The following is a 25531-nucleotide window of genomic DNA, read 5'->3' as shown; positions in this document are numbered from 1 at the left end:
CGGGGATTCCGAGGCGACCCCGCCGGACGTCAGGCGGGTCGGCGAGGCCGCCGGCGACGCGGCCGACCGCCTCGAAGCCGAGGCCGACGTCGGGAACGAGGTGTACCGCGCGTGGGTCTCGCCGTCGAGGGTCATCTGTCGCTCCCCCATCGCCTCCAGGAGCGCGGCCTGGGTCTTCGGCGGCGCGCGGTTGATCTCGTCGGCGAGGACGACGTTCGCGAAGATCGGCCCCTCGCTGAACTCGAAGGTCCCCTCGCGCTCGTCGAAGACGTTCGTCCCGGTCACGTCCGCGGGGAGGAGGTCGGGCGTGAACTGCACGCGCGAGAAGGAGAGCCCGAGCGCCGTCGCGACGCTGCGGGCGGTGAGGGTCTTGCCGGTCCCGGGGACGTCCTCCAGGAGGACGTGCCCGCGAGCGAGGACGCCGAGCAGGACGCGTTCGAGGAAGCGCTCGTCGGCGATGACGGCTTTCGAGACCTCCGCGCGGACCGACTCGCAGGCGGCGGTCGCGTCGTCGAGATCCATACCGGCGTCTGGTGCGGCACGCGCCTATGGGGTCGCCTCCGGTCGCCCCGTCGCGCACGCGGACTCGACCAAATCGAAACCGATTAAACGCGTCACCGCCCTACTGGTGAGTGGAGCCGAGGTAGCCTAGCCTGGCCAAGGCGGTAGATTCGAAATCTACTGTCCATTCGGACTCGTGAGTTCAAATCTCACCCTCGGCGCTTCTCCGCGATACCACCCACAAGCGGCGCGTTTAGGCGCCGCGATACGCGTTTGTCGCGCAGTAGCGACCACGTGAGATTTGAATCAGGGAGGAGCCCCGCTCCGATCGTGGTTCAACTCTCACCCTCGGCGCTTCTCCCGAATCAACTCCGAAGCGGCGCGTTTAGGCGCCGCGATACGCGTCCGTCGCGCCGCTCCGTTTCGTTCCCGTGAGGTAAAAATTTCCGGGCCCGTATATGTCGGGGCCGTTCGTACCCCCGACCGAGGTGATTCGATGTCGGGAGTCCCGGGGGTCCGCGTGGCGGCCGAGGCCGCGATCCTCTCGTGTGGCCTCGTACTCGCCTCTCTGGCGTACCGCGCGTACAGGAACACGGAGTCCGCCGCGCTCGGACTCGTGACCGTCGGCTTCTGCCTCGTGAGTCTCGGCGCGGTCGCGGGCGTGGCGCTCCCGTTCGTCGCACCCGTGGAGATCGCTCTCGGACTGACGGTACAGAACGTCCTCACCGCGGTCGGCCTCGCGGTGCTCGTCTACTCGCTACGTGTCTCGAAAACGGGCATCGACACGGGATCGGGACCGGTCTGATCCCGTCTTCCGTTATGTGGCGCTCGTCGCCGTGTCCTGCGTGGCGGTTCCGTCCGTCGGCGTGAGCACCTTGTAGATGGCCCACACCAGCAGGATCAGCAGCGCCGCCACCACCAGACCGGTGCGGAGCTGCGGGTCGACCATCGGCGTGGCGACCACCTCGCCGGCGTCGTTCGTCACCGGCGCCGCGCCGTACGGCGGGCCGTCGAGGATCTCGACGACGCCGAGCACGACGACGCTGACGAACATCAGGCCGGTGCTCACGAGCATCACGATTCTGTCGATCGGGTTCAGGTCTTTGAGTGTCATCTCCTGTCACCTCCTCAGCCGAGTAGGTATCTGAGCCGCGGGTGTTGTTTGACGAACGCGGTCTTCTCGATGATGGCGTCGAGCCCGTAGTAGCGGCCGGCGGCGAACACGATCATCGTCGCGAACAGCAGCAGTCCCATCAGGTCGCCGTTCACGAGCCCGTGGCCGAACGCGGCGTTGCCGGTCCAGAACAGCGTCATGAAGAAGACGCCGCCGAACGCCGCGAGCCGAGTGAGGACGCCGAACAGGAGCCCGAGGCCGATCAGCGTCTCGAACAGCGGCACGCCGGCCTTCACGAGCCAGGCGGCGTCGGTGGCCAGGAAGGTCGCGAGGGGCCCGACGACCGTGTTGCTCATTCCCTTCAGGTACGCCGGCGCGTACGTGAAGTTCAGCCCGTCGGTGATGAGCTTCGTCACGCCCGCGTGGAAGAACCACCAGCCGGTGATCACCCGAAGGAACGCGATCCAGTACTGGCCCCAGCCGCCGGACAGTGTCAGGGCCGTCTCCTCCCCGAGTAAGTTACCCTCGAACTGGTATGACATACGTCTCACCTCTACATTCGTTCGTTGTGGTTCCGCGGGGAAAAGCGAATGAAGCGATTTTCATCCGCCGGGAATTGCACAGCCGTCGGACATAATAGAAAATAACCGGAAATACGATATCAGAGGACTCTCCGCGAACCACCGCCGCCGACGCCGCGCTGTCGCCTCCGCGTCACTCTCTCGGCGGCGACGCCGTCGTCCAGTTTCACTTTCACTCCGCTAGGCTGACTTACATACCGATTCCCGCCGAACTGCGAGTATGCACGCGACGGCGATCGAAGAGCCGACGACCGAGCGCGCCCAGCGAACGCGGCGGATCGACGTGACCGACGTCGAGACGGCCCGCGTCACCGAGTACGCCGCGACCAGGGAGGACGTCCGGTTCGAGCGGCGCGGCGGCTGGACCTACCTCGTCGAAGAGCGGTAGGGCGTCGCGCGCGGTCGCGAATCGATCGGAATCCATCGTCACGACCGCGCGTCGCCGTCGAGCGCCGCCTGTTCGCTCCCAGAGTCCGGAGCGACGTCGCTCGACGCGCCGCTGTCGGAGCCGACGCCCCACGACCGGCGGCCGATTAGGTACGCGTCCGCGTCCGAGCGGTCGTCGGGGTTCGCCGTCCGGATCCACACCGTCGACTCGCCCTGCGCGGAGAGGCCGGCGGCCCACGCCTCAGCGTCCGCGCGCCCGTCGAAGCGGTGACGGCTCCCCGCCTGCTGGATCAGCCGCCCGACCGCGCCGTTCGTCCGGCGCGCCGAGGGCTTCACGTCGACGACGTACTCGCTCACACCCGGAGCCACGGGGCGCAGTCACTTCACCGTGCGGTCCGTTGAGAAGGCGGCGCGACGCGGCGCCGACGCTCAGTCGTCGGCCAGCGTCGCGTCTTCCGGCTCGGCCTCCGCCCCGTCCTCGTCGGCGTCGGTGGCGAGCAGGCGGTCGAGCGCCTCGACCATCGCCTCGACGCTGCAGCGGGTGATGTCCGAGTCGGAGGTCGCGACCGTCACCGTCCGATCGCCCTTCGACATCTCCACCTCCACGGTGACGACGGCGTCGGTGCCGCCGGTGATCGCGTCGACGTGGTAGGATTCGAGCTGCGCGTCGGCCTCGGAGCCGAGCGCGGCCCGGACGGCCTCGACGGCGGCGTCGACCGGGCCGCTCCCGGTGCCGGAGGCGACGCGCTCTTCGGTGCCGACCCGGAGTCGGACCGAGGCGGTCGGCGTCCCGCCGCCCGAAGCGGCCGTGAGGTCCAGGAGCTCGACGTGGCGGTCGCGCTCCCGGCCCTGGACGTCCTCGGCGATCGCCAGGAGGTCGGCGTCGGTGACGCGCTTGTCGCGGTCGCCGAGGCGCTTCACGCGCTCGACGACGTCCGCGAGCTCTTCCTCGCTCACGTCGACGCCGTGCTCGTCGAGCGCCGCGCGGACGCCCGCGCGGCCGGCGTGTTTGCCCAGGACGAGCCGCCGTTCGCGACCCACCATTTCTGGGGGATACGGCTCGTACATCGTGTCGTCCTTGAGCGTGCCGTCGGTGTGGATGCCGCTCTCGTGGGTGAAGGCGTTCTCGCCCACGACCGCCTTGTTCGGCGGGAGCGGCACGCCCGTCGCGTGGGAGACCTGCTGGGCGAGGTCGTACACCTGTTCTAAGTCCATCGTCTCGACGCCGTAGCCGTGCGCCAGGGCGATGGCGACCTCTTCGAGGGCGACGTTGCCCGCGCGCTCGCCGATGCCGTTGATCGTGCCGTGGACGAGGTCCGCGCCGGCCGCGAGGCTGGCCCAGACGTTCGTCATCCCCAGCCCGAGGTCGTCGTGGGTGTGGGTCGACACGGGACCGAGGTCGGCTAGCCGGGAGACGTACTCGTAGGTCGTCTCCGGCGTGGCGTGGCCCACGGTGTCGGCGTAACACGACCGGTCCGCGCCGGCGTCGAGCGCCTCGGCCATCAGGCGTTCGAGGAAGTCCAGGTCGGCGCGGGAGCCGTCCTCGCCGATGACCTCGACCCAGAGGTCGTGGTCCTTGGCGTAGGCGACCAGTTCGCCCGTGTTCTCGACCACCTCGTCGTGGGTGGTGCCGACCTTCCGCTCGACGTGCTTGTCGCTGGCGGGGACGACGATGGTGACGCCGTCGACCCCGCAGTCGAGCGCGAGGTCGATGTCGTTCTGCACGCCGCGCGCGAAGCTCGTCACCGTCGCGTCGAGGTCGAGCGCGGTCACCTGGCGGATGGTCTCGCGCTCGCCCTCGCCGGTGCAGGCGCTACCGGCCTCGATGTACTCGATGCCGGCCCGGTCGAGCGACCGCGCGATGTCGGCCTTCTCGTCCGGCGTGAGCGAGACACCCGGGGCTTGTTCGCCGTCTCGGAGCGTCGTGTCTAGCAGCTGTACGGAGTCGTCAGAATCCACGGTGGATGCGAGGGGGTTGTCGGGGTTACCCCCGAATAAATCGACCACGAGTCATGTGCTCACACTAACTGTGATCGTCCAGCTACTTAAACTGCGCCTTCTCGACGAGCGGCTCGACGCGCGCCGTGCCGCGGTTCCCTCGCACCCCTCACTCCTCGACGAGCCGGACGGTGTCTCCGGTCTCGACGCCGTCCGCGGCGCCCGCGGGGAGTTCGACTACGGTGTCGGCGGTGGCGGCCCCGAGGCCGCGCCACGCCCGGAGGCGCTTTTTCTTCACGACCTCGTCGCCGACGAGCCACAGCGCGTCGAGGTCGAACGGGACGAAGACCATATGGAGGTCGCGGCTGTCGGCCTCGTCGAACTCGAAGACCATCGCGTAGTCGTCGGGGATCGACTGCCGGAACATCAGCCCGCGGGCCCGCGAGAGGAACGTGTAGGCCACCTCGACGTCGCTGGCGAGCGTCGCCCGCTCCCCGCCGCTTCGGTGTTCGAGTCGCACAGGCTCCGGTCTGCGGCCGGCCGGATAAATCGCTCGGCTGTCGGAGCCGCCCGACCGCCGCGCCACCGGCGGATTCAACTCCCCAGCGGCCACAGCCTGGCGTATGCGGGAGACGCCCACGGGCACGCCGGTCGGCGTCGACGACCCCTACGACCACGCCGGCGTCTGCGACCACCTCACCGACGACGGCCGGTGCCGCTTCGCGCTGACGCGCGCCGGCGACGACCCCGAGTTCGCGGCCGCCCGCCGCCGCGCGGACTACGACTGCGTCGCGGCCGCCGACGCCGAGTTCCGCGACTGCCCGCACTACCGCTCGACCACCGACGGCCGCGAGTGCGTCCGCTGCGGCCTGGAAGCCGTCCGGATCGCTCACGACGACTCCCGCCCGCTGCTGGAGGAACACCACCTCTCGTACGGGAGCGCGACCGGCGGAGGGGACGCCGACGAACCGAGCCACGAGATCACGGTCGCGCTCTGCCGGTGGTGCCACGCGAAGATCCACCAGTCGTTCGCGCGCCTCGACGACGACGCCGCGCCGGACCCCGAAGCGATCGCCGCCCGGGAGGAGCGCCGCGCGAAGGAGCAGTCGGAGTTCGGCTTCTCGACCGCGCGCGAGCGCTTGGACGGCGAGGACGGAGGGTAACTACGGGAGCACGACAACCTGCATCAGGGAACGAGCACGACCGGCACGTCCCGCTCCCCCAGGATCCTTGCCGGAGTGCTCCCCGAGAACGCGGCGTCGTCGAAGGACTCGTCCTCGTATCCCATCACGACCGTGTCGACGCTCTCGGACCCGACGATGTCGAGGATCTCCTCCCGAAGCGCCGCCATCGATTCGACGTCGGTCACCGAGTGTTGGCGTATCTCCGCGTCGACGCCCCGTTCAGCCGCCATCGAGCGGATCTCGGCCACGCCGAGGTTCTCCTCGAGGCTGATCGTCTCCGCCGAGAGTTCGACCGCCGTGACCCGGAGGTCGTCGCGGCCGCCGAACACGTCGAACGTGTACCGGACGGCCCGCTCGCTCGCCGGGGAGACGCCGAACGCGCTCTGTGGGACGCGGCTCTCGACCGGTACGATGTCGAACGGTAACAGCAAGTGCATACGGGCTGGTAACGGCCGTGTGCCTGTTAGATCTTAGCACGGTTCTCGGATCGTGGGAGCGGTGTCTTTCTTGCCTCGGCCGCTTCGGGCGCAGACCGGGCGCTTTTTGGCTCCCTTCGGTGTATAGCCCCCAACTGATGACAAGCATCGTCGTCATCGACAACCACGGTCAGTTCACGCACCTCGAGCGCCGCGCGCTCCGGGACCTCGGCGTCGACGTCGAGCTCGTCGACAACACCACCCCGCCGGGAGAGATCGACGCCGACGGGATCGTCCTCTCGGGCGGCCCGGATATGGACCGCATCGGCAACTGCCCCGAGTACCTCGACCTCGACGTCCCGGTCTTCGGCATCTGCCTGGGGATGCAGATCCTCGCGGCCGAGCTGGGCGGCGAGGTCGGCTCCGGCGACTACGGCGGCTACGCCGACGTCGACGTCGACATCCTCGACGGCGGCGACCCCCTCGTGGGCTCGCTCGCGCCCCGGACGCGCGTGTGGGCCAGCCACGCCGACGAGGTGAAAGAGGTCCCCGAGGGCTTCGCTCACACCGCGACCTCCGACGTCTGCGACGTCGAGGCGATGAGCGACCCCGACCGCGACCTCTACGGCGTCCAGTGGCACCCCGAGGTCGCCCACACCGAGCGCGGCGAGGAAGTCTTCCGCAACTTCGTCTCGATCTGCGAGTAGCGCGAGCGGCCGCCGCCCGATCGGCCGAACCGACTCTCCAGCCCCCCAAATCCTGTATGACATCCACACAAAGCGACCTCGCCGGCCTCTCGCGGTTCATCTTCCGCGCCCCCAGTTGGTACACCAGCCTCGCCTTCGCGCTCCTGATCGCCGCCGTCGCGGGCGTGGCCGCCTTCGACTCCGGCGCCTACGCCCGCACCTGGCGCGGCCTGTTCTTCTTCGGGCGCGACGCCTGGGAGGGCATCTTCTTCATCGGCATCCCGACGGTCGTCGCCGCCTTCGGCACGACGGGGCTCGACCGCTTCGTCGGCGGCAAGCTCACGCACAACCGCTCGTCGCTCCTGGCGCTGATCTCGGAGATCATCGTCGTCGCCATCGTCACGCTCGCGGCGATCGTCTCGGTCTTCACCGGGCTCGGACAGCGCTTCGTCTTCGACGCCCTGGTCGTCGCGCTCGCGTCGGTGTTCGCCTTCCGTCTCCTGGTCGTGATGGCGGTCTCGCGCTCGTCGCTGCTTGTCGCGACCGTCCCCGCGAGCCTCCAGACCGCGGCCGCGGCGGTGCTGTTGTTCATCTACAGCGGCACGCTCCGCTACCTCTCGGTCGGCGGGCCGATCCTCGACGTCTACCTGATGCCGTACCTCGCGCGCTCGGCCGACGCGCCCGCGGAGCTCTCTGTCATCTCCGCGGAGCACTTCCTCCTCCTGGGCGTCACCTGCGCCCTCTACGCGCTGGCGGTCTACGCCTTCGTCGTCGCGGTCGACCGCCCCTGGCGGCGCAGCATGGGCGTCTCGATGCTGGACTTCCTCCGGGGCTTCGTCGGCCACGTCGCCGAGGGCTCGCGCGAACTGGAGGAGTTCTTCCAGCAGCTGGGCGAGCAGGCGATCGTGCCCGTCTCGGTGCTCTCGTTCCGGACGGTCGCCGACGGGGGGAGCGACGTCGACGGGACGGACGACGCCGACGAGACCGCGACCGACGGCGGCGCTCGCGAGAAAGCGCGCTTCGTCCTCCCGATGATCCACCCCGGCCCGATGGGCGAGATCGGCGGCGGGAACTTCCCCGAGCGCGTCGCGTCCGACTGCTCGGCGCTCGTCTTCCCGCCGCACGCGACCGCCGGCCACGACTTCAACCTCGTGACAGAGCGCGAGGTCGACACGATCCTCGACGCCGCCCGCGAGGCCGCAGACCGCGTCACCTACGCGCCCGAGGCCTCCCCGAGCGTCCGCGTCCAGTCCGGCGAGGCCTCGATGCTCGGCCAGGCCTTCGGCGACGACGCGCTCTTGGTGTCGACGTACGCGCCCGGCTACGCCGACGACGTCGAGTACGGCGTCGGTCTCTCCGCGGCCGCCGAGGCCCGCACCAGCGGCCTCGACGACGTGCTGCTCGTCGACGCGCACAACTCCAACGACGGGCTCTCGGGCCCGGACCTGGGCCACGTCACGCCCGGCTCACAGCGCGCCTTCGATATGATCGGCGCGGCTGGCATCTCCGGCCAGCGCCTCGCGACGGCCGAGCGGGGCGACCTCGAACTCGGCGTCGCCTGGGACGAGACGCCCTGGGAGCCGATGGACGGAATCGGCCCGCTGGGCGTCCGCGTCGCGGTCACGGCGGTCGGCGGGGCCGAGACGGCCTACGTCCTCGTCGACGGCAACAATATGGAGCCGGGGCTCCGCGGCGAGCTCGTCGACGCCTTAGTCGAGGACGGCCCGGTCGACGCGGCCGAGGTGATGACGACTGACACCCACATCGTCAACACCGTCGAGGCCGACAATCAGGTCGGCGCGGCCATCGACTGGGACGAACTCCGCGGGCTGATCTGTGATTTGGCGGACGAAGCGCGCGCCGACCTGGAGCCCGTCGAGGCCGGCGTCGCGGTCGAGCGCGCGGAGGTGACGGTCTTCGGCAACGACCGCACCGAGACGCTGGCCAGCCACGCCAACGCCGTCGTCGCGATGGGCGGCGCCTTCGCCCTGTCGGTGATCCTCGCGGCCGTGGCCGTCAGCGTGCTGATCTTCCTGTTCGCATAAGAGCCGCGTCGCCGTCGGTCGCCGCGTTCGGCTACGCCGCGAGCCGTTACGAGTCGCTCTCGCCGAACAGCTCGTCGACGGCCTCTCGGGCCGCTAACGCGGCCTCGTCGGCGACCGCTTCGGCGTTCTCGTCGGCGTCGTCGGGGGCGTTGACGTACACGTCGACGTCGAGGACGCCCTCCTCGAACGTCACGGTCACGTCGAAGTCGGTGAGCTCCGACTGCTTGTAGTGGGCGAGAATCACGCCCTCGGCGGCCTCGGCCGCCGTCTGGACGACCTCCTCGTCGGTCGGCATCGGCTTACGCGCCGCCGGCGCCGCCCGGACCCATCGGGCCGCCGCCCGCGCCGCCTGCGCCGCCCTGGAGCATCTGCTGGAGCTCCTGCTGGAGGTCCTCGAACTGCTCTTGGACGCGCTCTTCCTGCTTCGTCAGCTGTTCGACGCGGATCTCGAGGCTGTCGACCTTGTCTTCGAGTTCGTCGTAGGCCTCGTCGTACTCGGTCTCGACGAGCAGCTCGCCGACCTCGCGGTACATCGTGGTGTCGTCGTCGATGTCTTCGAGCGCGTCGAGCGCCGTCTGGGACTCGTTGAGCGTCGACTCCGCCTGCTCCTTCTGGGCGGCCACCTTCTGGGCCGTCTCCTGTAGGTCCTGCAGTTCTTCGAGCTTCTCCTGTGCTTCCGGCGGCAGATTGCCCTGCATACCCGGGGCGACGGGACGCTGACTGAAAAAGGCCCGTATTCTCCGCTCGGCCGGTCTACGGCGGTTACGACCGCTCGCCCGCGGTCTCGTCTGTCGATCCGCCCGCCGCGTCGGCGTCCGCAGCGACGCCCTCGGCGACGTCGACGAGGCGGACCCAGGTGTTGAGCCCGGCGCGCAGCGCGACCAGGTCGGCGGCCGCGACGTCGACGCTGACGACGGCCCCCTCCCGGCTCACGTCGGCCCGCGAGCGGTCGTCGGCGATCTCGCCGACCTCGACGCCGACGCTCTCGGCCACGGTGCGGGCGCGCCGCTCGTCGTCGTAGACGAAATCGACCGCGGCCGCGTGTTCGGCCCCCCGCTCGGGAGCCTCACGGTTCGACATCGACGGGAGAGAAACCCTATTCGACCGGGACTTCCTTCACGTCCGGCGCGCGCTCCTTCAGGAGGACGCGGTGCCCGCAGTAGGGACAGCGGACGCCGCCGTACTCGTCCAGTTCGACGTCGCGCTTGCACCGGGAACACTTGTAGCTCATCGTTGGATGCGTGGGGATGTGGGGTGTTGTGCCTTTCGCGATTCCGGATCGGTCACTCTTCGTCGCCGGAGAGGGCGGCGCGGATCGAGCGGCGGACCTGCTTGCCGCCGGGGGTCTGCGGACGGTAGGTGCCGCCGGTGAAGACCTCGCCGGTCTCCTCGTTCTTCCAGATGCCGGGTTCGAGACGGGTGACGTCGTCGTCGTCGACCGTCGCGCTCCGCATCTCCGCTTCGATCTCCTTCACGCGCCGGCGGGCGACCCGCCCGTAGCGCGCGCCAAAGCGACCGGCGCTGCCGGTCTTTCGCGCCTTCTTTTCGGCCATAGTACCGCGTCCTACCTCCGGCGTCGGCATAAACCCTGCGAGACGTGGCCGCCGCCCCGCCGCTCCCGGGCACCGCTCATTACCCTCGTTCGTACCCCCGCTCGTCCCCGTGCTCGCTTGGCTCGCGCGGCCCGCTTCCGCCTCTTCGTCACACGGTTCCGCCTCTTCGTCACACGGTTTCGAGCAGGTAGTCGAACGCGTCCGACCCGGGGTGGAAGTGGGCGAAGGTCCCGAGGGTCCGGTACTCGGTGAGCCCGTCGTTGGCGCCGTCGACGCCGGCCCCCCGGACCATCTCGAAGGCGAACCGCGCGTCCGACGCGGCCGTCGCCGAGGAGAAGTGGTACTCGTGGCCGCGGCGCGTCTCGCCCGCCGGCGCGATGAGCGTGTCCCGCGTGGCCCGCACGCCGACGTGATCCAGGCCCACGAGGCGGTCGCGCATCCGCGTCTCCACGGGGAGGACGCCCGCCATCTCGTACTCGCCGTCGTCGGTCGACAGCGACTCGCCGAGGACCATCGTCCCGCCGCACTCCCCGAAGACGGCCAGCCCCTCGGCGGCGTGCGCGCGGAGTTCGTCCAGCGTCGGCGACGCTGCCAGCGCCGCGGCGTGGCGCTCGGGGTACCCCCCGGGGAGGTAGACGGCGTCGCAGTCGGGGATCGGATCGCCCGCGAGCGGCGAGAACTGCTCGACGACGCCGCGCCCGCGGAGCCGATCGCGCGTGCTCGGGTAGACGAACCGGAACGCGTCGTCGGCCGCGACCGCGATCCGGGCGCCCGTCTCGTCGGCCGCGCGGAGCGAGGGCGTCGTATCGAGATTGGGTGGCCGAGCGACGTCGACGAGCCGGTCGGTTCGGATCCCCCGCGCCGCGGCGTCGAGCGTCTCCTCGCGGATCGGCGACTCGTCGCCGAGGTCCGCTCCGAGGTGTCGGCTCGGGAGCTCCAGGCCGTCCAGCGGCGGGGTCCGTCCCACGTACCGCAGGCCGGCGACCGCGTCGCGGATGCCGCGCTCGTGTCGGCCGCCGCGTGCCCGCGCCGCGAGCAGGCCGACGACGTCGACGTCGTAGTCCGCGCGGTCGGCGTACTGCTGGAAGCCCAGCGCCGTGGCGGCGACGCTTTCGATCCCCGCCGACGCGTCGACGACGAGGATCACCGGGAGGTCCAGCGCCGCGGCGACGGCGGCGGTGCTCACGTCGCTGTCGTAGAGCCCCATCGTCCCCTCGACGACGCAGACGTCGCCGTCGTCGGCGCCGCGGGCGTATGCCCGCCGGACGCCAGTCTCCCCGGCGAGCCAGGGGTCGAGCGTCCGCGAGGGGCGGCCGAGGACGGTGGCGTGGTGGCTGGGGTCGACGAAGTCCGGGCCGGCCTTGGCGGCGACCGGCGTCTTCCCCTCGCGTTCGAGCGCGCGACAGACCGCGAGCGTCGCGACGGTCTTTCCCACTCCGGAGGCCGTCCCCGCGAGGACCACCCCGGGCAGGTCGGAGGGGACCGCGTCGGTCGGCATCACCCGACCTCCGCCGCGCGGTCTGTTAAGTCAACCGCCCTCGCTATCGACGTTGATACTCTCGACGGCCGCGCGCCGGTCGGTCACGGTGCCGTACTCGGCGGCCGCGACCGACTTCGGGGGATCCTCGCTATCGTATCGCGACTCCAGCGCCGCGAGCAGCGCGTCCCGGACGCAGGCCCGCGCCGCCGACCCGACCGCGGTCGCGCTCCCGGAGAAGGCCGCCCGCTCGCCGGCGGGATCGCAGGCGGCGAGCACGGCGTCCGAGGTCGTCCCCGGAACGCCCGTGCGCGGGAGCAGCGTCGCCGCCTTCGCCTCGGCCGCGACCGCGACGAGGTTCGCGAGCGCGCCGGGCGCGAGCGAGCGCGTCGTCCCGATCACCACGTTGACAGTGCCGATCTGGCGTTCGTCGTCGCGATCGTCGCGGTCGTCGCGGTCGGCGTCGAGCGTTTCCGCTCGGCCGTCGTCGCCGACGCCACTCTCGTCGGGAACCGGCAACGCGGCGGGGTTGCTCAACCCGGCCGTGACGACCGCCTCCGCCGGTCCCAGCCGCGCCCGGTGCGCGTGGCGCATCGAGACGCCGGTGAGGAGCGCGGGCGCGGCGTCGAGGGGCGCGTCCGACGCCCCCGCAAAGCCCGCCGCTCGCCGCCGCCGCGCGACGTAGCTCGCGACGTCGACGTCGTCCCAGCCCTCGGGGACCGAGACGAGATACGCGGCGTCCGCCCGCGACTCGCCGCCGTCGTGACCGGTCGAGAGCCACCGCGTGCCGGGTCGTCGCAGGCGACAGACCTCCCCGCGGACCGTCGCCTCGAAGATTGGATCGGACTCGGCCGCGTCGTCGCGCCCGCTCATCGCCCGTCGAGCAGCGCGTCGAGCAGCCGGTCGTTCTCGTGCGGTCGGCGGACCGCCACCCGAATGTGGGAGTCCAGCCGGGCGAACGTCCGCGCGTCCCGGACCGCGACGCCGCCCTCGCGCGCCCGTTCGAGTGTCCGGTCCACCGACGCGTCGCCGACGCCGAGAAGCAGGAACGGCGCGTCCGAAGGGGAGACGTCGTACTCGGTCGACAGCGCCGCTCGGAGCCGCGCCCGCTCGCTCGCGACCCGCTCGCGCGTGCGCTCGACGAACGCGGTCTGTCGGAGGCAGTGCGCGCCGACTTCGGCCGCCGGGGTCGAGAGCCCCCACACCGGGCGCGCGGCGCGGAGCCGACTCCCCAGTTCGCCGGTCGCGACGGCGAAGCCCGCGCGGATCCCCGGCAGGCCGAACATCTTGGTGAGCGAGCGGGCGACGATCGCTCCGTCCCGGCCCGCGAGGCTCGCCGCGTCGGTGAAGTCCAGGAACGCCTCGTCGACGACGAGGGGCGTCCCCGCCGCGCGGCAGTCGGCCAGGAACGACCGGAGCGCGTCGGGATCGGGGAGTTCGCCGGTCGGATTGTTCGGCGTACAGACCACGGCCGCCTCGACGTCCCGGGGATCCGTTTCGAGCAGCTCGTCGTGGGCGACGCCGACCGGCTCGCCGCCCTGGAGCCTGATCTCGCGGGCGTACTCGCCGAAGCTCGGTTCGGGCACGGCGACGCGGTCGCCCGGACCGACGGTGACGCCGAACGCCAGCCGGAGCGCCGCGAGGCCGCCGGCCGTCGGGACGATCTGTTCGGCGTCACAGTCGACGTAGCCGGCCGCGGCCGCGCGGTAGTCGGGGCGGTCGTCGGCGTACCGCGTCGCGTCCGCGAGCGCGGCCTCGTAGACGTCGCTGACGCCTTCGGGCCGGCTCGGATTCGTATTCGCGCTGAAGTCGAGGAGGTCCGCGTCGTCGCTCCCGCCGTGGGGCACGCGGTCGACGTCGGCGACGGCGTCGGGGTCCATCGCCGTCAGTCGCCCCGCTCCCGCTTTCGCTCCCGGTCTGTCACTCGGTCGAGCACGTCGAGGGTCGCGTCGATCACCGCGTCGAGCCGTCCGGCCTCGTCGGCCAGCGCGAGCGCGCCGCCCATCGCGGCGCCCTCCTTGCCGACGCCGTCGGCGAAGGCCGACAGCGGCCCCGCCTCGGGGGCGTCGAAGCCGGGGTCCGAGACGGTCAGGTCGAGATCGAGCGCCGCGGCGGCCGATTCGAGCCCGGGGACGTCGCCCGCGAGGTACGACGTCGTCGCGAGCGTCGCGGGCCGCGGGACGCCCGCGTGGCGGACCAGGGCGGCGACCGCGAGCAGCTGGGTCCCGCCACCGAGCACGACCTCGGTCCCGGATTCGAGCGCGCCCGCGACGAGCCCGGACGCGACCGCGAGCACCGGGTCGCCGACGAAGCGGACCGCGAGCTCGGGCGTGTGGGCGGCCTGGCCGGGCTCGATCTCCGAGGAGGCGAAGGCCTCCTCGACGACCTCCCGTTTCAGGTCGAGCGGGTTCTCCGGCAGCGACGACGAGGTCTCGATGCCGTCCTCGCCGAGCGCGCGCAGGACGGCCATCGCCGTGGTCGTCCCGCCGGGGATGGTCTCGCCGACGACGACGCGCTCGTCGGGGAGCGCGCGGCCGAACTCCCGGCCCGCGGTGAAGGCGCCGGGCGCGGTCTGGACGGGGTCGGCCTCGCGGATGTCGCGGCCGGGCTTTGCGCCGACCGAGACCGTCGGGGCGCCGGTCGGGCGCGCGAGGCCGCCGTCGACGACCGTGACGTCGAAGTCCAGGAGCTCGCGGACCGCCCGGGTCACGACCGCGGGCGTCGGACAGCCCGTCGGACTCACCGGGACGGCCGGCGCCCGGACGACGTCGCCGAAGGTCAGGAGCTCGGCGTCCGCGCCGGGGGTGTGCAAGAGCGCCTCCCGCGAGGCGCCGGCCGCGCTGATGCCGTCGATCCGTCCCGTCTCTGTCGTCCCCGCGACGAGGATCACGCGGGGAGCGTCGCTCCCGCTCATCCGCACAGCGCCTCCGCGAGGGCTCGGTCTCGGGGTCGGTTCACGTTGACCGCCAGGCGCGCGTCGTACGTCAACGCCACGGTGTCGCCGTCGCCGGCGACGACGTTCAGCCCCGTCGGCGCGACTTCTCGACTCCGGTGCTCGAACGTCGTGTCCGCCGACGCGCCCAGTCGACGCTTCAGCGCCGCCGGGACACAGACCGTGAGCGAGGTGGGCTCGGCGTCCGCGTTCGCCTCTGTTCCGTCTGCCGTTCTCGCTCTCGCGAGCGCGTCGTCGACGTGCTCGGCCGAGAGCAGCGGCAGGTCCGCGGGGACGGTGAGCGCCGGCCGTCCGACGGCGTCCAGCGCCGTCCCGAGGTCGGCCACGTACCCCTCGCCCGGCGTCTCGACGGTCGAAAGCGACAGGTCCGCGGCGTGGGCCGCCGTCTCGGGCGCCTGCGGCGAGACGACGGCGTGGACGGTCCCGGCGAGGCCGCTCTCCCGGAGCGCCTCGGCGACGCGTTCGAGCATCGATCGGCCGCAGACCTCGACGAGGGGCTTTTCGGTCTCGACGCCGCTGGCGTCTCGGCCGCTCCCGTCGCGAAGCCGCGTCCCGCGGCCGCCGCACATCACAAGAGCGTCCACGCGATCACCCCCGCGTGGACGCCCGCGACCCGACCGAGCTCGTTCGCCGCGCCGAGGACGTCGCCGCTGATCCCGCCGAGCGCGCCGGCCGCCCAGGCGCCGACGAGCCACGCGGTCCCGACGGGCGCGAGGACCGCCGCGGCGGCGCTCGCGTGGCCGACGCCCAGCCCGGACGCGACGGCGATGACCGGCGCGAGGACGAGCGCGACCGGAAGTAAGGCTGTCGGCGTCGCGTGCTCGGTGAGGGCCGAGCCGAGCCCCTCGTGTGCGGGCTCGCGGGCACAGACGAGGAGCGCCATCCCGGCCTTCGCACCGACCTCGACCGCGAACGCCAGCGCGAACGCGACGCGCGGGCGCGTCCCCGCGAGGCCGAGCGCGCCGAGGCCGAGCGCGACCACCGCGAGCGAGACGGCGAGCGCGCCGCCGACCCCCGTCTGCGAGTCCTTCAGCACCTCGCGCCGGCGCGCGCGGTCGGCCCCGCCGTGGACCGCGGCCGCGTCGCCCAGGTCCGCGAGGCCGTCGGCGTGGGTCACGCCCGTGAGGAGCACGAGCGTCACGAGGTACAGCGCCGCGGCGCTCGGCACCGGAATCGGAAGGAAAAGCGGGAGCGCCGCGAGCGCGCCGACGAGGTATCCGGCGAGCGGGATCGCCGCGGGCGTCCGCCGGAAGGCCTCCCAGGACGCCTCGTCGCCGCCGACGGGGAGGCGCGTCAGGAAGCCGACCGCCCCGCGGAGCGCGCTCAGAACCACGCGACCACCCCCGCGAGCGCGGCGGCGAGGAGGCCGGCGCGGCGCGTCACCCGCACGGCGCGCGTCGCCGTCGAGATGTCGGGGAGCGGAGCCGACATCTCGACGCTGTCCACCGTTTCCGTACTGTCTGACGCGTCTGACAGGGCGGCGTTTCCCGTTCCCGATCCCGGGTCGAGGTCGTACGCGCCGGGCTTTTCGAGCCGCACCGAGAGCGCGGCCGCCATCGTCGCCATCGGCCAGCCCGAGTTCGGCGAGGCGGGCCGGCGGGCGAGGCGCCGAACCGAGGCGCGAAACGGCAGCAACGGCGCCCCGGCCGCGACGGCGATCAGCAGCGCCGACGCGCGGGCGGGGAGCCACATCACGAGGTCGTCCAGGCGCGCGGGCGCCCAGCCGACCGGCTTCGAGCGGTACCCGAGCATCGAATCCAGCGTGTTGACGCCCTTGACCCACGCGGCCGCGCCCGCGGCGAGCGGGAGTGCGAGCGTACGGAGGTCCGCGCCCGCGGCGGGGCCAGCGCCAGCGAGCGCGCTCGCGCCGGCCGCGACGACCGCGAACGCGGCGAGCGGCGCGACCAGCCCGTCGGCGAGGTTCTCGGCCAGGCTCTCGACGGCCGCCGAGCGGACGTGCGCCGCGTCCAGCGCGGCGGCGTCGCGGCCGGCCAGCGCCCGGAGGGCGGTCCGCGCCTCGTCGAGGTCGGCGTCGCTCGCGTCGATCACCTCGCGGGCGCTCGCGAGCAACAGGCGGAGGCTCGTCGTCGAGAAGAGCACGCCGCCGGCCAGCGCGGCGCCGAGCCACGGACCGACCGCGGCGCCGGTCGCGACGACGCCGACGGCGACGCCCGCGAATCCGAGCGGGAGCGCCAGCGCGGCCAGCGCGCCGACGAGTCGCGGGGAGAGCGCGGCATCTGCCGACGGCTTGGCCCCGCGATCGACCAGTCCGACGACGCGGCCGAGGAGCGCGACCGGGTGGATCCGGGCCGGCGGCTCGCCGACCGCGGCGTCGAGCCCGGCGGCCAGCGCGACCGCGACCGTCGCCGTCACCAGCACGAGCGCGCCCCCCGTGGGTCGTCGCTCCCCTCACCGTCGACTGACGCGAGAGCGTCCCCCGCTTTCAGCCGCGTCGCCAGCGTTTCCAGGTCGACGTCGCCGACGTCGACGAACCCCCCGCCGAGGGCTTCGATGCCGCCGTCGGTCGCGGGGTCGTCGCCGATGTGGACCACCTCCGCGGCGTCGGTCTGGAGGCGCTCGGCGACCGTCTCGAACGCTCCCGCGTGCGGCTTGCGCCACCCGCAGCCGACGCTCGTCACCACGGCGTCGAACGCCGCCCGGTCGAGGTCGGAGCGGATCAGCGTCCGCGAGACGAGCTCCGGCACCGAGCAGTTCGAGAGCAGGCCGACGGGACCGCGCTCGCCCGCCGCTCGCACCGCGTCGACGGCGCCCGGACGCGTGGTCACGGCCGGGTCGAACGCGGCGACGACGGCCCGTCTGACGGCGTTGGCGGGGGCGTCGACGTCGCAGGTGCGGAGGGCGGCGGCGACGTGTGCGGGAAGCGGGACTTCGGCCCCGTCGGGAGCGTCGACGTGCGGCTCGGCGTAGCGATCCCGCCAGTCCTCGGGGACGGACACCCCGCGATCGCGGAGTTCGGTCGCCACCGCCGCGGCGGGGTCGTCGGGGCGGTCGACCGCGACGAGGGTGCCGAAGAGATCGAACGTGACTGCCACTACGCTTGGATCGGTGAAAGCAGACTTGAATTTGCCGGAGGCGCGGGCCCGAATAGGGCGACAGACATCCGTCAGACACGAGGGAAGATTGAAATACTGGGTCGCGTATGTTGAACCGATGAGTAAGATCACGTTCCGCGCCGACGACGACCTCGTCGAGCGGCTGGAGGCGCTGGAGACCTCCAAGAGCGAGGCGATGCGCGAGGCCCTGCGCACGTACCTCGACGGCGCGGACCGTGACGAGAGCCCGGCCGCGTCTGACAGCGTCGACGACGTGATCCGCGAGCGCGTCGACGAGCTCGTGACAGAGCGCCTCGACGATCTGGTCGGACGCACCCGGCCGCGCCCCGCGCGCGACCTCAACGTCAACGTGACCGTCGACGGCGTGCAAACGCCTGAAACGGACGAAAACGACGTCGTCGAGGTCGATGAGTCCGACGCGCCCGAACGTAAGACACGCGCCGATCCCGGCGTTGACACGGGCGCGGCGCGCGACAAGACGTGCGACAAATGCGGCGAAAACGTCGACGCAGACCACGTTTACTGCCCGAACTGCGGCGAGAAGGCGTCCCACCGCGTGTTCTGCGAGTGCGGCGACGAGCTCCGGTCGGACTGGGCGTTCTGCCCCAGCTGCGGCCGCCGGACCTCCGCCGCCGACGTCCTCGAACGCACGTAAACGGCGTGTACCTCCCGTATACGTCACTTTCGGCGTGTTGTCTTACGACCGGCGTTACTTTTATATTATATCAGTCTGTGGTATCTGTCGCGTAAGACGGTCGTCTTACAGGCCCGGCGTGCGGGCGGGAGATGACTCCTGCCGGCCGTTTTCGGGGATGTAAGACGTTTGCACAGGGTGTGCGCGCCGTCTTACCGGGGGAATGCAACAATGGAGCGTGTGACACTACGAATTCCGAAGCAGCAGATCGAGGAGGTCGAGCAGATGGTCGAAACCGGCGAGTTCCCGAACCGGTCGGAGGCCATCCGTTCAGCCGTCCGCGAGATGCTCAACGAACAGCAGCCGGAGAACCGCGAGTCGCCGACCAAACACTGGGCCAAGGTGTAAGACGATGCAGGATATTGTCAGAGAGGCGATGGAGCGGGACGAAGAAGAGCGCGACGCGGCCGCGGCGGCCGACGACGAAGAAGAGTTCGGGAGTCCCCGAATCGTCATCGTCGGCTGCGGCGGCGCCGGCAACAACACGGTCAACCGCCTCTACAACATCGGCGTCGAGGGCGCTGACACGGTGGCGATCAACACCGACAAGCAGCACCTGAAGATGGTCGAGGCGGACACGAAGATCCTCGTCGGCAAGTCCCTCACGCAGGGGCTCGGCGCCGGCGGCGACCCCTCGATGGGCGAGCGGGCGACCGAGATGGCCCAGGGGACCATCAAGGAGGTCCTCGGCGAGGCCGACCTCGTCTTCGTCACCGCGGGGATGGGCGGCGGCACCGGCACCGGTGCGGCCCCCGTCGTCTCGAAGATCGCCAAAGAGCAGGGCGCGATCGTCGTCGGGATGGTCTCGACGCCGTTCAACGTCGAGCGGGCGCGGACGGTGAAGGCCGAAGAGGGGCTCGAAAAGCTCCGCAACGAGGCCGACTCGATCATCGTCCTCGACAACAACCGCCTGCTCGATTACGTCCCGAACCTCCCGATCGGGAAGGCCTTCTCGGTGATGGACCAGATCATCGCCGAGACGGTGAAGGGCATCTCCGAGACCATCACCCAGCCCTCGCTCATCAACCTGGACTACGCGGACATGTCCACGATCATGGACCAGGGCGGCGTCGCGGTGATGCTCGTCGGCCAGACCCAGGACAAGAACAAGACCCAGGAGGTCGTCAACGACGCGATGAACCACCCGCTGTTGGACGTCGACTACCGCGGCGCCTCCGGCGGCCTGGTCCACATCACGGGCGGCCCCGACCTGACTCTGAAGGAGGCCGAGGGCATCGCGAACAACATCACAGAGCGCCTCGAAGCGCGCGCGAACGTGATCTGGGGCGCCCGCATCCGCGACGAGTACAAGGGGAAAGTCCGCGTGATGGCGATTATGACGGGCGTCCAGTCCGCCCAGGTGCTCGGCCCCTCGACGCAGAAACAGGCCAACAAGTCCAGAGAGAGCATCGAGTCTTCGGAGTTCGACGCCAGCGAGAACGCCGACTTCGCACAGGGGGGAACCTCTTCGGGGTCGACCGCGACCGGGGGATCCTGGCAGTCCGACGGCGGCAAGGACCAGCGCGAACAGCAGCACGGCGTCGACGTCATCCGCTGACGGACGCCACCGATTCGCCGATCCGACCCATCCGGTGACCATCCGGACACGCGCCGTTCCGGCGCACTCGACCGTCTCCAGTCGGTCGCCCGTACGATTCGCTTTTCGGCTTCGATTTCGATTTTCGGATCTCAGACGGCTTCCAGCGACTCCAACAGCCGGCACTTCCGACAGACGTCCCGCGTCGTCTGCGAGCCGCAGTGCTCGCACTCGCGCATCGCCGGCGTCGACTCGCCGCGGTACTTTTCGGCAGCCATCGACGCCAGTTCCTCGTAGCCCGAGATGATCGAGTGTCTGGTCCCCGGGTGATCGTCCTCCAAGGAGAGCAACAGCTCCTGGATCTCGCCGCGGAACGCCTCGGAGGCGTGGGGGCACTCGGTGATGTGCGCCGGGAGGTCCTTCAGGTGGGCGTAGAGCGCGACCTCCTTTTCGGGCACGTCCCGGAGCGGCTTCGCCCGGGGGACGAAGTGCTCGGAGTCGTGGCGCTCGTCGAAGGGGCCGAGGCTCGCATCGAAGTGCTTGGCCATCTGCTCGACGTCGCCCTCCAGGATGTTCATCAGCGCGGTCTGGGCCTCGTCGTCGAGGTTGTGGCCCGTGAGCATGATGTCCGCGTCGAACTCGTCGGCGTACGTCTCCAGCAGGTCGCGCCGGAAGACGCCGCAGTACGCGCAGGCGGCCATCCCCTCGGGATCGTCCTCGACGACGTCGTCCATCCGGACGCCGAACTCCTCCTCGTAGGAGACGAGTTCGTGGCGGATCTCCAGGTCAGAAGCGAGCTCGACGCAGGCGTCGACGCTCTCGTCGCGGTAGCCCTCGATCCCCTCGTGGATCGTCAGCGCGAGAATCTCGATGCGGGGGTCGCGACCGAACGTCTCGTCGAGGATGTGGGTGAGCACGACGCTGTCCTTGCCCCCGGAGAGGCCGACGACCCACCGCTCCGGGTCGTCGGGCGAGGCCTCCCGCGGGACGAGACTGTCCCGGCGGATCCGGCGACGGACGCGCTTCTCCACGGAGGCACAGAAGTGCTCCTCGCAGAGGTGCGCCCCGGAGTAGCCCGCGTGCATCACGGCGTCGCGTCCGCACTTGTCGCACTCCATCGCCCGAGCGTTGGCCGTCGGGGAGGATACGGGTTTCGTCTCGGTGCGTTCCGAGCGCGGTCGCGAAAGGGAGTCGGGGCACGCCGGATCGAAGGGAGAGGGGGGGATGGGGGGAAGGCACCCCAGGGTAGCGTTGCCCCGAGTGGTCACCGTCGCGATGACCGATCGATCGACACCCCAGAGGTGCCGGTCGATTATTGGGAGACCGCACTCAAAATTCCTCCGGAAGCGCGGTGGGCGTTGACATTGAACAGTTCTACCGACCGGCGGACGAGCCACCCACCCGCCGGCAGACGCCCCTGGAAATATCGTTTCCAATAACCGGCCGGACGATTAATGACTTCGACGTGCCTACCGGGTTCAATGACTGCCACGGACGATTCCACCGCTTCGGTTCGCGTCCTCTACGTGAACGACGACGGTGACTTCGCGGAGTTGCTCCGGGCAAAGCTCCGCGAGAGGGCGCCGGAGTTCTCGGTCACGACCGTCGCGACCGCTGACGCTGCGCTCGATCAGCTCGATACCTCGCACGTCGACTGCGTCGTAACCTCGTATTCGCTCCCGGACGGGACGGGCATCGACCTCCTGGAGCGCCTGCGGTCAGCACAGCACGAACTGCCGGTGTTGCTTTTCACCGGACGCGGAAGCGAACGCATCGCGAGCGAGGCGATGCGGGCGGGCGTCTCTGACTACCTCCCGATCCGGTCGGAACAGAACACCTTCGAGCTGCTCGCCCGCCGCGTTCGGACCCTCGTGGATGCGGCGCGAAGCGAAGCCGCCGCCGAGCGGCTCTCCGACCGCTTTCAGCGGACGCTCGAACGCGCCACCGACGCCATCTACGCCGTCGACAGCGAGTGGCGGATCGAGTATATGAACGATCGGATGGCCGAGCGTGTCGGTCGCGACGCCGAGGAAGCCATCGGCAGTGTCCTCTGGGAGGAGTTTCCGTCGATCGTCGGGACGGAACTCGAAGACCGGTACCGGACCGCGATGCGGAAGGGAAAACCGGTGAGCTTCGAGCAGTACCTCGACGACCCGTTCGAGTACTGGGTCGAGGTCCGGGTGTTCCCGGACGACGACGGGATCACGATCTTCTCGCGGGAGATCACCGCCGAGCGGGAGCGTGAACGCGAGCACGAACGCAGCGAGGCGATCCTGCAGCACGTCCACGACGTCGTGGTCGTCGCCAACCCGGAGGGGGAGGTCGAGTTCGCGAACGCGGCCGCGAAACGACTGATCGGCGGTGGACAGGACGCGTCGCTCGACGGGCGCCTACTGGACGATGTCGTCGCCGATCGGGTCTCGCCGGCCGACAAAGAGCGGTTCTCGAGCGCCTTCGAGTCGGCGCTCGGCGAGATGGCGGGCGACGGCGGGTCCATCGGGCTGTACGACGCGGACCTGCAGCTCGATATCGACACCGAGGACCGGCCGCGGACGTTCGACGTCCGGCTCACGCCCTTTCGCGAAGGATCGGGCCGCCGCGTACTCGTGGTCGCCCGCGACGTCACCGAACGGCACGACGCCAGGCGGCAACTGGAGCGGGAGCGCGACGTCCTGCAGGAACTCCAGGCCGTGGTGGCAGAAAGCGGGGTCGCGACCGACACGCGCCTGCGGAACCTACTGGAGGTCGGGTGCCGGACGCTGGATCTCGAAATCGGCATCATCTCGCGGATTCAGGACAGCGACTACACGGTCGAAGCAGTTCACGCACCGGAAGCCGATATCGAAGCTGGCGACCAGTTCGATCTCGAATCGACGTACTGTGCGGAAGTCGTCGGCACGGATTCGGTCTGTTCGTTCGTCGACGCCGTTAGCGACGGGAAAGAGACGCATCCTGCCTACCGTGAGTTCGAGTTAGAATCGTACATCGGCGTGCCACTCGTCGTCGACGACACGCGTTACGGAACCGTCAATTTCTCCAGTCCGACGACACGAGTCGCGCCGTTCGGAGCGCTCGAACGAACGTTCGTCGAGCTGGTCGCACAACTCGTGAGTACCGAACTCACGCGTCGTCGTGACCGTGCCGAACTCGAACGACAGGAGTTCCTCTTCGACCGCGTCCAGGACATCGCAGACATCGGTATCTGGGAATTCATCCCGTCGAGCGGCGAACTCACCTGGTCTGACGGGATCCGCCAGATCCACGGTGTCGACGAGGACTACGAGCCCTCCCTCGACGACGCGATCGAGTTCTACCACCCCGACGACAGAGAGACGATTACCGCAGCAGTCGACCGAGCGATCGAAGACGAGGAACCGTACGACCTCGACCTCCGAATCGTTCGACCCGACGGCGAGGTGCGTGACGTTCGGGCGTGGGGAGAATACGTCGACGACACACAGCGCGGCGACGCAGCACTTCGGGGCGTTTTTCAGGATATAACGGAGCGAAAAGCGGAACGCCGTAAGCACCGAGAGCTCGCGGAGGAATACGAGGCGTTGCTCGAAACGTCCGGGGACGCGATATTCTTGCTCGATGTCGATACCACTGGTGAGGACCCATCATTCGAGTTCGCCAGACTCAGTCCCGGATACGAGTCACAGACCGGACTTACAACTGAGGAGGTCCGCGGCAAGACACCCCGAGAGGTGTTCGGCGACGAGCAGGGTGCTGAACTCGAGGCTAACTACACTCGCTGTGTCGAGCAGTGTGCACCGATTTCGTATCGTGAAGAGCTCGACATCGGAGAGGATGCTCGGTTCTGGGACACCAGCGTCGCGCCGGTCGTCGTCGACGGCGAGACTGTTCGAGTCGTGGGCATCGCTCGAAACGTTACCGAGCAGGTCGAGCGAGAGCGTGAACTCGAAGCGACGAACCAGCGACTGGAATCGCTCATCGAGGCCACGCCACTCACAGTTATGGAGATCGACACGGAGGGAACCGTCATCCGCTGGAACGACGAGGCTGAAACTATGTTCGGCTGGTCGCAGGACGAAGTGCTTGGCGAGTTCAATCCGATGGTCCCGGACGAGCAGCAGGAAGAGTTTGCCTCACACCGGGAGCGCGTCCTGAACGGCGAGCGAATCCGAGCAAAGGAGATACGGCGAGAGACGAAAGACGGAGGCGAACTGGACCTGCTCTTGTCGGTCGCGCCGGTTACAGGCCCCGACGGAGAGACTACGAGCATCCTCGCCGTCTTGGAGGACATCACCGAACAGAAACGGTTGGAAGCTCGCCTCCGCTCGCTTCAGGACACCGCACAATCGCTCAGCGGCGCTGAATCAAGCGAGGAAATCGGAGCGATCGCCGTCGATGCCGCGGCCGAGATACTGGACCTCGATATCACCGGAATTTGGGAGTACGACGACCGAGAGAACGCGCTCGTCCCGATCACGGAAACGTCCGAAGCACGAGACCTGTTTGGCGAGTCTCCCCGGTTCGCTCCCGGAGACGGCCTTGCTTGGGACGTGTTTGAGTCCGGAGAAACACAGGTATATGATGATATCCAAGCTGAGGGGCAACCCCACAACCCGAACACAGAGATACGGAGTGAGATTCTCGTCCCACTGGGTGAGTATGGGCTCATGTCGACGGGGGCAGTTTCCACGCAGGTCTTTTCTGAGACGGACGTCGACCTGTTCCGGATTCTCGGTGCGACTGTCGAGGCAGCACTCGCACGAGCGAGCAGGGAAGCGGAACTACGCCGACAGAACGAGCGACTCGACCAGTTCGCGAGCGTCGTCGCCCACGACCTTCGGAACCCGCTGGCGGTGGCCCGCGGATTCCTCGAATTCGCCGCGGAGAGCGGCGATCCCGAACACTTCGAGCGAGTCGACTCGGCCCACGACCGGATGGAGCGACTCATCGACGACCTCCTCACGCTGGCCCGCGGCGAGACGACGGTGACCGACGCCGAAGCGGTCGACCTCGCCGCGGTGGCGACGGAGGCGTGGGGATACGTCGACACCGACAGCGCGGTCCTCACGATCGCCGAGACGGTTCCGACGGTGGCCGGCGACGGGAATCGGCTGACGCAGCTCTTCGAGAACCTCTTCCGGAACGCGGTCGAGCACGGCGGCCCCGACGTCACGGTCACCGTCGGCGCGATCGACGGCAGCGAGGGCTTCTACGTCGCGGACGACGGCACCGGGATCGCGGCCGACAGACGGGACGACGTGTTCGACCACGGCGTCACCTCCAGCGCGGGTGGGACCGGCTTCGGCCTCTCGATCGTCGCCGACATCGCGGCCGCCCACGGCTGGAGCGTCCGCGTCACCGAGGGGGACGCGGGCGGCGCGCGCTTCGAGTTCGCTCCGGAGGCGTGAGGCGTCG

General features: G+C 70.1%; 29 protein-coding genes, 1 tRNA gene and 1 pseudogene. 10 read left to right on the top strand and 21 right to left on the bottom strand.

The genetic code is table 11. The annotated features are described in order from the left end of the window. Positions 1-111: 111 nt before the first annotated feature. A pseudogene (locus ACQUQ0_RS15180) lies at positions 112-522 on the bottom strand (AAA family ATPase); the annotation flags it as partial. 115 nt (positions 523-637) lie between these two features. On the opposite strand from ACQUQ0_RS15180, the gene ACQUQ0_RS15175 reads away from it, so the two are divergent. Continuing rightward, positions 638-722: transfer RNA gene (locus tag ACQUQ0_RS15175), tRNA-Ser, on the top strand. 275 nt (positions 723-997) lie between these two features. Next, a complete protein-coding gene (locus tag ACQUQ0_RS15170) occupies positions 998-1306 on the top strand; it encodes a DUF7521 family protein (RefSeq protein ID WP_435186312.1) in 309 nt (102 codons plus the stop codon). 12 nt (positions 1307-1318) lie between these two features. On the opposite strand, the gene ACQUQ0_RS15165 is transcribed toward ACQUQ0_RS15170, so the two are convergent. Together ACQUQ0_RS15165 and ACQUQ0_RS15160 are read right to left on the bottom strand one after the other, a co-directional pair. After that, entirely contained in the window at positions 1319-1615 is a 297-nt protein-coding gene (locus ACQUQ0_RS15165) for a hypothetical protein (protein WP_372387776.1), read from the bottom strand. 14 nt (positions 1616-1629) lie between these two features. Continuing rightward, on the bottom strand, positions 1630-2157 hold the full coding sequence (locus tag ACQUQ0_RS15160; RefSeq protein WP_435186310.1) for a DoxX family membrane protein: 528 nt from the start codon (positions 2155-2157) through the stop codon (positions 1630-1632). 259 nt (positions 2158-2416) lie between these two features. On the opposite strand from ACQUQ0_RS15160, the gene ACQUQ0_RS15155 reads away from it, so the two are divergent. Then, positions 2417-2584 (top strand): hypothetical protein, encoded by a 168-nt coding sequence (locus tag ACQUQ0_RS15155; protein WP_435186308.1) that lies wholly within the window; start codon positions 2417-2419, stop codon positions 2582-2584. Positions 2585-2622: 38 nt separating this feature from the next. On the opposite strand, the gene ACQUQ0_RS15150 is transcribed toward ACQUQ0_RS15155, so the two are convergent. The 3 genes from ACQUQ0_RS15150 to ACQUQ0_RS15140 all read right to left on the bottom strand — a co-directional run bounded on the left by ACQUQ0_RS15150 (position 2623) and on the right by ACQUQ0_RS15140 (position 5041). Continuing rightward, positions 2623-2940, bottom strand: coding sequence for a hypothetical protein (locus tag ACQUQ0_RS15150; RefSeq protein ID WP_372387783.1), 318 nt, complete (start codon positions 2938-2940; stop codon positions 2623-2625). A gap of 72 nt (positions 2941-3012) precedes the next feature. Beyond that, positions 3013-4590 (bottom strand): (R)-citramalate synthase, encoded by a 1578-nt coding sequence (locus ACQUQ0_RS15145; RefSeq protein ID WP_435186306.1) that lies wholly within the window; start codon positions 4588-4590, stop codon positions 3013-3015. A 100-nt stretch (positions 4591-4690) separates the two neighbouring features. Beyond that, the gene (locus tag ACQUQ0_RS15140; RefSeq protein ID WP_435186304.1) at positions 4691-5041 is read right to left on the bottom strand and encodes a DUF192 domain-containing protein; all 351 of its coding nucleotides are present in this window, start codon (positions 5039-5041) and stop codon (positions 4691-4693) included. A gap of 103 nt (positions 5042-5144) precedes the next feature. On the opposite strand from ACQUQ0_RS15140, the gene ACQUQ0_RS15135 reads away from it, so the two are divergent. Next, the gene (locus ACQUQ0_RS15135; protein ID WP_435186302.1) at positions 5145-5684 is read left to right on the top strand and encodes a DUF7097 family protein; all 540 of its coding nucleotides are present in this window, start codon (positions 5145-5147) and stop codon (positions 5682-5684) included. Between the two features lie 23 nt (positions 5685-5707). Here the strand turns inward: ACQUQ0_RS15135 and ACQUQ0_RS15130 are convergent, their stop codons facing one another. Then, on the bottom strand, positions 5708-6142 hold the full coding sequence (locus ACQUQ0_RS15130) for a universal stress protein (protein WP_435186300.1): 435 nt from the start codon (positions 6140-6142) through the stop codon (positions 5708-5710). A gap of 137 nt (positions 6143-6279) precedes the next feature. Here ACQUQ0_RS15130 and ACQUQ0_RS15125 point away from each other — a divergent pair, with 137 nt between their 5' ends. Both ACQUQ0_RS15125 and ACQUQ0_RS15120 read left to right on the top strand, forming a co-directional pair. Further along, the gene (locus ACQUQ0_RS15125; protein WP_435186298.1) at positions 6280-6828 is read left to right on the top strand and encodes a GMP synthase subunit A; all 549 of its coding nucleotides are present in this window, start codon (positions 6280-6282) and stop codon (positions 6826-6828) included. Positions 6829-6884: 56 nt separating this feature from the next. Then, positions 6885-8852 carry a DUF2070 family protein gene (locus ACQUQ0_RS15120; protein ID WP_435186296.1) on the top strand — a complete coding sequence of 656 codons (1968 nt, stop codon included), beginning with the start codon at positions 6885-6887 and terminating at the stop codon, positions 8850-8852. 46 nt (positions 8853-8898) lie between these two features. Here ACQUQ0_RS15120 and ACQUQ0_RS15115 read toward each other — a convergent pair whose 3' ends face one another. From ACQUQ0_RS15115 to ACQUQ0_RS15055, 13 genes are all read right to left on the bottom strand, one after another. Then, a complete protein-coding gene (locus ACQUQ0_RS15115) occupies positions 8899-9147 on the bottom strand; it encodes a DUF3194 domain-containing protein (RefSeq protein WP_435186294.1) in 249 nt (82 codons plus the stop codon). A 4-nt stretch (positions 9148-9151) separates the two neighbouring features. Continuing rightward, complete coding sequence (locus ACQUQ0_RS15110) at positions 9152-9550, bottom strand: prefoldin subunit beta (protein ID WP_372387798.1); 399 nt, start codon at positions 9548-9550, stop codon at positions 9152-9154. A gap of 64 nt (positions 9551-9614) precedes the next feature. Continuing rightward, the gene (locus ACQUQ0_RS15105) at positions 9615-9932 is read right to left on the bottom strand and encodes a KEOPS complex subunit Pcc1 (RefSeq protein WP_435186292.1); all 318 of its coding nucleotides are present in this window, start codon (positions 9930-9932) and stop codon (positions 9615-9617) included. Positions 9933-9948: 16 nt separating this feature from the next. After that, positions 9949-10083 carry a DNA-directed RNA polymerase subunit P gene (locus ACQUQ0_RS15100; RefSeq protein ID WP_089764242.1) on the bottom strand — a complete coding sequence of 45 codons (135 nt, stop codon included), beginning with the start codon at positions 10081-10083 and terminating at the stop codon, positions 9949-9951. A 52-nt stretch (positions 10084-10135) separates the two neighbouring features. Beyond that, positions 10136-10405 (bottom strand): 50S ribosomal protein L37ae, encoded by a 270-nt coding sequence (locus ACQUQ0_RS15095; RefSeq protein WP_435186288.1) that lies wholly within the window; start codon positions 10403-10405, stop codon positions 10136-10138. Between the two features lie 169 nt (positions 10406-10574). Beyond that, positions 10575-11876, bottom strand: a complete 1302-nt coding sequence (locus ACQUQ0_RS15090; RefSeq protein WP_435186336.1) for a cobyrinate a,c-diamide synthase — start codon at positions 11874-11876, stop codon at positions 10575-10577. A 57-nt stretch (positions 11877-11933) separates the two neighbouring features. Further along, positions 11934-12719, bottom strand: a complete 786-nt coding sequence (locus ACQUQ0_RS15085) for an adenosylcobinamide amidohydrolase (RefSeq protein WP_435186334.1) — start codon at positions 12717-12719, stop codon at positions 11934-11936. Between the two features lie 32 nt (positions 12720-12751). Further along, positions 12752-13762, bottom strand: coding sequence for a threonine-phosphate decarboxylase (locus ACQUQ0_RS15080; RefSeq protein ID WP_435186285.1), 1011 nt, complete (start codon positions 13760-13762; stop codon positions 12752-12754). 5 nt (positions 13763-13767) lie between these two features. Beyond that, positions 13768-14796, bottom strand: coding sequence for a nicotinate-nucleotide--dimethylbenzimidazole phosphoribosyltransferase (locus ACQUQ0_RS15075; RefSeq protein WP_435186283.1), 1029 nt, complete (start codon positions 14794-14796; stop codon positions 13768-13770). Then, positions 14793-15419 carry an NTP transferase domain-containing protein gene (locus ACQUQ0_RS15070; protein WP_435186281.1) on the bottom strand — a complete coding sequence of 209 codons (627 nt, stop codon included), beginning with the start codon at positions 15417-15419 and terminating at the stop codon, positions 14793-14795. The genes ACQUQ0_RS15075 and ACQUQ0_RS15070 overlap by 4 nt, the downstream gene beginning before the upstream one ends. Beyond that, a complete protein-coding gene (cobS, locus tag ACQUQ0_RS15065; protein WP_435186279.1) occupies positions 15404-16168 on the bottom strand; it encodes an adenosylcobinamide-GDP ribazoletransferase in 765 nt (254 codons plus the stop codon). The genes ACQUQ0_RS15070 and cobS overlap by 16 nt, the downstream gene beginning before the upstream one ends. Next, positions 16159-17214 carry an adenosylcobinamide-phosphate synthase CbiB gene (gene cbiB, locus ACQUQ0_RS15060; RefSeq protein WP_435186277.1) on the bottom strand — a complete coding sequence of 352 codons (1056 nt, stop codon included), beginning with the start codon at positions 17212-17214 and terminating at the stop codon, positions 16159-16161. Before cbiB ends, cobS begins: the two co-directional genes overlap by 10 nt. Then, positions 17205-17888, bottom strand: coding sequence for an HAD family hydrolase (locus ACQUQ0_RS15055; RefSeq protein ID WP_435186275.1), 684 nt, complete (start codon positions 17886-17888; stop codon positions 17205-17207). Before ACQUQ0_RS15055 ends, cbiB begins: the two co-directional genes overlap by 10 nt. A 118-nt stretch (positions 17889-18006) precedes the next feature. Between ACQUQ0_RS15055 and ACQUQ0_RS15050 the strand changes: the two genes are divergently transcribed. From ACQUQ0_RS15050 to ftsZ, 3 genes are all read left to right on the top strand, one after another. Beyond that, positions 18007-18564: a double zinc ribbon domain-containing protein gene (locus ACQUQ0_RS15050; protein WP_435186272.1), complete on the top strand. Its 558-nt coding sequence runs from the start codon at positions 18007-18009 to the stop codon at positions 18562-18564. Between the two features lie 210 nt (positions 18565-18774). Then, a complete protein-coding gene (locus ACQUQ0_RS15045) occupies positions 18775-18951 on the top strand; it encodes a ribbon-helix-helix domain-containing protein (protein WP_372387814.1) in 177 nt (58 codons plus the stop codon). Between the two features lie 4 nt (positions 18952-18955). Then, on the top strand, positions 18956-20161 hold the full coding sequence (gene ftsZ, locus ACQUQ0_RS15040; protein ID WP_435186271.1) for a cell division protein FtsZ: 1206 nt from the start codon (positions 18956-18958) through the stop codon (positions 20159-20161). Between the two features lie 131 nt (positions 20162-20292). Here ftsZ and ncsA read toward each other — a convergent pair whose 3' ends face one another. Further along, positions 20293-21258: a tRNA 2-thiolation protein NcsA gene (gene ncsA, locus ACQUQ0_RS15035; RefSeq protein WP_435186269.1), complete on the bottom strand. Its 966-nt coding sequence runs from the start codon at positions 21256-21258 to the stop codon at positions 20293-20295. A 363-nt stretch (positions 21259-21621) separates the two neighbouring features. Between ncsA and ACQUQ0_RS15030 the strand changes: the two genes are divergently transcribed. Further along, positions 21622-25524, top strand: coding sequence for a PAS domain-containing protein (locus ACQUQ0_RS15030; RefSeq protein WP_435186268.1), 3903 nt, complete (start codon positions 21622-21624; stop codon positions 25522-25524). Positions 25525-25531 lie beyond the last annotated feature (7 nt).

This window comes from Halobellus sp. EA9, assembly GCF_051195055.1.
Taxonomy (GTDB): Archaea; Halobacteriota; Halobacteria; order Halobacteriales; family Haloferacaceae; genus Haloquadratum; species Haloquadratum rubicundus.
This window is presented reverse-complemented; position numbering and strand designations above follow the sequence as displayed.

What these genes read in the sequence shown, in the direction of transcription:
- ACQUQ0_RS15170 (WP_435186312.1), top strand. Translation starts at nt 998, where the DNA reads ATGTCGGGAGTCCCGGGGGTCCGCGTGGCGGCCGAGGCCGCGATCCTC.
- ACQUQ0_RS15165 (WP_372387776.1), bottom strand. Translation starts at nt 1,615, where the DNA reads ATGACACTCAAAGACCTGAACCCGATCGACAGAATCGTGATGCTCGTG.
- ACQUQ0_RS15160 (WP_435186310.1), bottom strand. Translation starts at nt 2,157, where the DNA reads ATGTCATACCAGTTCGAGGGTAACTTACTCGGGGAGGAGACGGCCCTG.
- ACQUQ0_RS15155 (WP_435186308.1), top strand. Translation starts at nt 2,417, where the DNA reads ATGCACGCGACGGCGATCGAAGAGCCGACGACCGAGCGCGCCCAGCGA.
- ACQUQ0_RS15135 (WP_435186302.1), top strand. Translation starts at nt 5,145, where the DNA reads ATGCGGGAGACGCCCACGGGCACGCCGGTCGGCGTCGACGACCCCTAC.
- ACQUQ0_RS15130 (WP_435186300.1), bottom strand. Translation starts at nt 6,142, where the DNA reads ATGCACTTGCTGTTACCGTTCGACATCGTACCGGTCGAGAGCCGCGTC.
- ACQUQ0_RS15125 (WP_435186298.1), top strand. Translation starts at nt 6,280, where the DNA reads ATGACAAGCATCGTCGTCATCGACAACCACGGTCAGTTCACGCACCTC.
- ACQUQ0_RS15120 (WP_435186296.1), top strand. Translation starts at nt 6,885, where the DNA reads ATGACATCCACACAAAGCGACCTCGCCGGCCTCTCGCGGTTCATCTTC.
- ACQUQ0_RS15115 (WP_435186294.1), bottom strand. Translation starts at nt 9,147, where the DNA reads ATGCCGACCGACGAGGAGGTCGTCCAGACGGCGGCCGAGGCCGCCGAG.
- ACQUQ0_RS15110 (WP_372387798.1), bottom strand. Translation starts at nt 9,550, where the DNA reads ATGCAGGGCAATCTGCCGCCGGAAGCACAGGAGAAGCTCGAAGAACTG.
- ACQUQ0_RS15105 (WP_435186292.1), bottom strand. Translation starts at nt 9,932, where the DNA reads ATGTCGAACCGTGAGGCTCCCGAGCGGGGGGCCGAACACGCGGCCGCG.
- ACQUQ0_RS15100 (WP_089764242.1), bottom strand. Translation starts at nt 10,083, where the DNA reads ATGAGCTACAAGTGTTCCCGGTGCAAGCGCGACGTCGAACTGGACGAG.
- ACQUQ0_RS15095 (WP_435186288.1), bottom strand. Translation starts at nt 10,405, where the DNA reads ATGGCCGAAAAGAAGGCGCGAAAGACCGGCAGCGCCGGTCGCTTTGGC.
- ACQUQ0_RS15080 (WP_435186285.1), bottom strand. Translation starts at nt 13,762, where the DNA reads ATGGACCCCGACGCCGTCGCCGACGTCGACCGCGTGCCCCACGGCGGG.
- ACQUQ0_RS15075 (WP_435186283.1), bottom strand. Translation starts at nt 14,796, where the DNA reads ATGAGCGGGAGCGACGCTCCCCGCGTGATCCTCGTCGCGGGGACGACA.
- ACQUQ0_RS15050 (WP_435186272.1), top strand. Translation starts at nt 18,007, where the DNA reads ATGAGTAAGATCACGTTCCGCGCCGACGACGACCTCGTCGAGCGGCTG.
- ACQUQ0_RS15045 (WP_372387814.1), top strand. Translation starts at nt 18,775, where the DNA reads ATGGAGCGTGTGACACTACGAATTCCGAAGCAGCAGATCGAGGAGGTC.
- ftsZ (WP_435186271.1), top strand. Translation starts at nt 18,956, where the DNA reads ATGCAGGATATTGTCAGAGAGGCGATGGAGCGGGACGAAGAAGAGCGC.
- ncsA (WP_435186269.1), bottom strand. Translation starts at nt 21,258, where the DNA reads ATGGAGTGCGACAAGTGCGGACGCGACGCCGTGATGCACGCGGGCTAC.
- ACQUQ0_RS15030 (WP_435186268.1), top strand. Translation starts at nt 21,622, where the DNA reads ATGACTGCCACGGACGATTCCACCGCTTCGGTTCGCGTCCTCTACGTG.